The 3,959-nt window shown below is 59.0% G+C and carries 4 protein-coding genes; 2 read left to right on the plus strand and 2 right to left on the minus strand.

From position 1 onward, the window contains the following. Window positions 1–187: 187 nt before the first annotated feature. Window positions 188–1,543, plus strand: coding sequence for an ATP-binding protein (locus tag Q0F21_RS06105; RefSeq protein ID WP_297238328.1), 1,356 nt, complete (start codon window positions 188–190; stop codon window positions 1,541–1,543). Next, on the plus strand, window positions 1,543–2,130 hold the full coding sequence (locus Q0F21_RS06110; RefSeq protein ID WP_297238331.1) for a YqiA/YcfP family alpha/beta fold hydrolase: 588 nt from the start codon (window positions 1,543–1,545) through the stop codon (window positions 2,128–2,130). Before Q0F21_RS06105 ends, Q0F21_RS06110 begins: the two co-directional genes overlap by 1 nt. A gap of 9 nt (window positions 2,131–2,139) precedes the next feature. Here Q0F21_RS06110 and Q0F21_RS06115 read toward each other — a convergent pair whose 3' ends face one another. Beyond that, entirely contained in the window at window positions 2,140–3,003 is an 864-nt protein-coding gene (locus tag Q0F21_RS06115) for a neutral zinc metallopeptidase (RefSeq protein WP_297238333.1), read from the minus strand. A gap of 20 nt (window positions 3,004–3,023) precedes the next feature. Next, entirely contained in the window at window positions 3,024–3,836 is an 813-nt protein-coding gene (gene panB, locus Q0F21_RS06120; protein ID WP_297238335.1) for a 3-methyl-2-oxobutanoate hydroxymethyltransferase, read from the minus strand. Window positions 3,837–3,959 lie beyond the last annotated feature (123 nt).

Consider the following 3,959-nt stretch of genomic DNA (forward strand, 5'->3'; position numbering starts at 1 on the left):
ATCTGCATTCGGTGTAGATTCACCCCTCCCGATAATCTGCATTCGGTGTAGATTCACCCCTCCCGATAATCTGCATTCGGTGTAGATTCACCCCTCCCGATAATCTGCATTTGGTGTAGATTCGCCCCTCCCGATAATCTGCATTTGGGTATATTTGTGCACCAGAGCAGATTAGGAGAGAGTAGATATGAGGAGAAAACTATACGACAGACTAAAGGCTTGGAAGGAACAGTCCCGAGGCGAGTCGGCCCTGATGATCGACGGAGCTCGACGGGTCGGCAAGAGCTACTTGGTGGAGGAATTTGCAAAGCGAGAGTACAAGAGCTACATCTTGATTGACTTCAATAGGGTATCGGAGGAGGTCAAGGGACTCTTTGATCAGTATCTGGATCACCTGGATATGTTCTTCCTCTACCTAAGCAACTACGCACAGACCCCCCTTTACGAGCGGGAGTCGCTCATCATCTTTGACGAGGTACAGCTCTATCCCCGCGCTAGAGCCGCCATCAAGTACTTGGTAGCGGATCGGCGGTACGACTACATCGAGACGGGCTCTCTCGTGTCGATCAAGCGCAACGTTGCTGACATCGTTATCCCATCAGAGGAGGAGCAGGTAAAGCTCTATCCGATTGACTTCGAGGAGTTTTTGTGGGCTATGGGAAATGAGATGCTGATGCCCTTTATCCGCGACTGCTTCGAGGCAAAGAGACCTCTCGGTCAGGTAATGCACCGACAGGCGATGGACTACTTCCGGCAATATATGATCGTGGGCGGCATGCCACAGGCAGTCGCTAAGTACGTAGAGACAAAGAGCTTTGCCGATGTCGATCATGTCAAGCGCCGCATCCTCGACCTTTACCGAGCCGACATCCGCAAGTATGCAGGTCTCCACAGCGCCCGAGTCTCGTCAGTCTTTGATCAAATACCGGCTCAGCTCCAGCGCCACGAGCGCCGATTCACCCTTTCTGACTTGGAGGAGGGAGCGCGACAGAGGGACTACGAGGCAGCTCTATTCTGGCTCGATGAGGCAATGGTCGTCAATATGTGCTACAACGCCACCGAGCCCTCCGTGGGACTGATGCTCAATCAAGACCGCACCACCCTCAAGATATATATGGCTGACACCGGACTGCTACTCAGCCAGTCCTTCAGCAGCGAAGAGCTGGTGGACGAGGAGATCTACAAAAAGATCCTTCTCGATAAACTCTCCTTCAATAAAGGGATGGTGATCGAGAACATCGTCGCACAAATGTTGCGCTCGGCGGGGCACTCCCTCTTCTTCTACTCCAATCCTACCCGAGAGAGTGCAGAGGATCGTATGGAGATCGACTTCCTCATCACCAAGTCCGGGGTCACCTCAAGGCACAATATCTCTCCCATTGAGGTAAAGAGCGGTCAGCGCTACACGCTTACTTCCCTCCGCAAGTGCATCAAAAAATACGACCGCGACCTGGCGACGCCGTACGTCATCCACCCGGCGGACCTGCGGATCAGCGAAGAGGGGATCACCTTCCTGCCACTCTACATGACCCCGCTACTCTAATGACCAAGACACTGATCTACTTCCACGGCTTCCAGTCCGGCAGCGGCACCGCCACCGTGGAGCGCTTCCGCCGATGCCTCCCCGACTGGCGGGTAGAGGCACCCGACATCCCGCAGGACCCGCTCGAGGCACTCGACTTCCTCCGCGCCCTCTGCGCCGAGCTCCGGCCCGACGTTGTTCTCGGCACCAGCCTCGGTGCCTTCTACGCACACCAGATGGTCGGCTACCGCCGCATAGCGGTCAATCCCGCCCTCCACCTCTCCGAGATGCCCGAGATCCTCCACGTCGGGCAGTACCACTACCTCCAGCCGCGGCTCAATGGGGAGACCACCTTTGAGATCACCGACGAGATCATCCGCCACTTCCGCGAGGCGGAGCAGCGGCAGTGGGACCACCTACAAGACCGCGACGGCCGAGCCGAGCCGATCCTCGGCTTCTTCGGCACCCGAGACACCACCGTCGACTGCAGGAGCGACTTCGAGCAGCACTACGGCACCGCCTGCACCGCCTCCTTCGATGGCGAGCACCGGATGACCGACCGCGTCGTCAGCGAAGTCCTCGCCCCGGCGGTCCGCTCTCTCGGGTAATCCAACCTGTCAGATCGATGGATCGGGCAGACTAAAGGTATCGCCCCCCTCAAGCGTCCCCTCGCGGTAGCCCTTGTAGAGCCACGCCATACGCTGCTTGGAGGTGCCGTGATTGAAGGCATCCGGCACCACGTACCCCTGAGCCTCCATCTGCAGCTTATCATCCCCGATGGCGTGCGCCGCATTGATCCCCTCCTCAATGTCACCCGGCTCGAGCGAACCGAAGCGCGCATCGTCGTAGTGCGCCCACATACCGGCGTAGTAGTCCGCCTGCAGCTCCAGCCGTACGCTGATCGCATTTGCCTCACGCTTGCTCACCTGCGCCATCCGCGCATGCGCCTGATCGAGCGTCCCGAGGAGGTTCTGCACATGGTGCCCCACCTCGTGCGCGATCACGTAGGCGTAGGCAAAGTCTCCTCCGGCGCCGAGTCGCGTCTTCATCTCGTTAAAGAAGGAGAGATCTATATATAAGGTCTGGTCCGCCGAGCAGTAGAAGGGGCCCACCTGCGACGACGCCCCGCCGCAGCCACTCTGCACCGCATCGGTATAGAGCACCATCCGCGGCGGCGTGTAGGTCTTGCCATACTTCGCAAAGACCTCCGTCCAGGCATCCTCCGTCCCCTTGAGGATCACCTTGGTAAAGGTGGCCATCTCCTCCTCCTCGGCCGTCGGGGTATATGGCTCCTCCTGAGCTGTCTGCTGCGTGACGATCTCGCCGCCGCCCTGCCGAATCACGTCAAGGGGATTGCCCCCCAGCAGCCAGGTGATCAGCCCGACGACGATCAGGCCCCCGATGCCCATGCTGGCACCCTTGACCCGCCTACCACGCCGGTCCTCTACGTTGCTGCTCTCTTGCCTTCCGTCCAGTCTCATATCTTTTTTCGTAAAAAAAATTAATAGCTCTCGGTCTCATCGGGAAACGACCCCTCCGCCACGGCAGCTGCGTAGTCGTCGAAGGCGCGGACCATCGCCTCCCCCACCTCGCCGAAGCGGCGGAGGAACTTCGGTCTGAAGCCCTCAGTCATCCCCAGCATATCCTGCATCACCAGGATCTGCGCATCGGTGTCGGGGCCGGCACCTATGCCGATCGTCGGCACCGAGACCGCCTCCGTCACCCGCTTGGCGAGGGCGGCGGGGATCTTCTCCAGCGTGATCGCCGAGACGCCGATCTCATCGAGCATCCGCGCATCCTCCAGCAGTCGCTCGGCGGCTGCCTCCTCCCTCGCCTGCAGGCCATAGCCCCCGAGGCGGTGGATCGACTGAGGCGTCAGCCCCAGGTGCCCCACCACAGGGATATTTGCCCCGAGGATCATCTCCAGCGAGGCGCGGATCTCGCGACCGCCCTCCACCTTTACCGCATCACAGCCGCCCTCCTTCATCATCCGGATGGCATTCTGCAGCGCCGCATAGGGGTCCCCATGCACGGTGCCGAAGGGCATGTCCCCCATCACAAAGCAGTGGCGCACGGCACGTGTCACGCACTGCACGTGGTAGATCATCTGATCCAGCGTGATCGGCAGCGTCGTCGGGTGCCCCGCCATCGTATTGGACGCCGAGTCGCCCACCAGTATCGCATCAATGTTACTCCGGTCCACAAGGAGGGCGGAGGTATAGTCGTAGCAGGTGACGCAGGCAAGCTTCCGCTGCCCCTTCAGCTCCGCAAAGTCTCTTGCGGTAATCTTCTTACGCTCGGTTTTCTCAGTCATATCTTGATTGTCGATTGATTTCTCTCCCACAAAGGTACCCCATTCTCCCGACACAGATTCTCACCCCGATCTAATATCGGTATTAGAGAAAACTATTACCGGTAAAAGAAAAGACTAATACCG

The organism is uncultured Porphyromonas sp., from assembly GCF_934359325.1.
Taxonomy (GTDB): Bacteria; Bacteroidota; Bacteroidia; order Bacteroidales; family Porphyromonadaceae; genus Porphyromonas_A.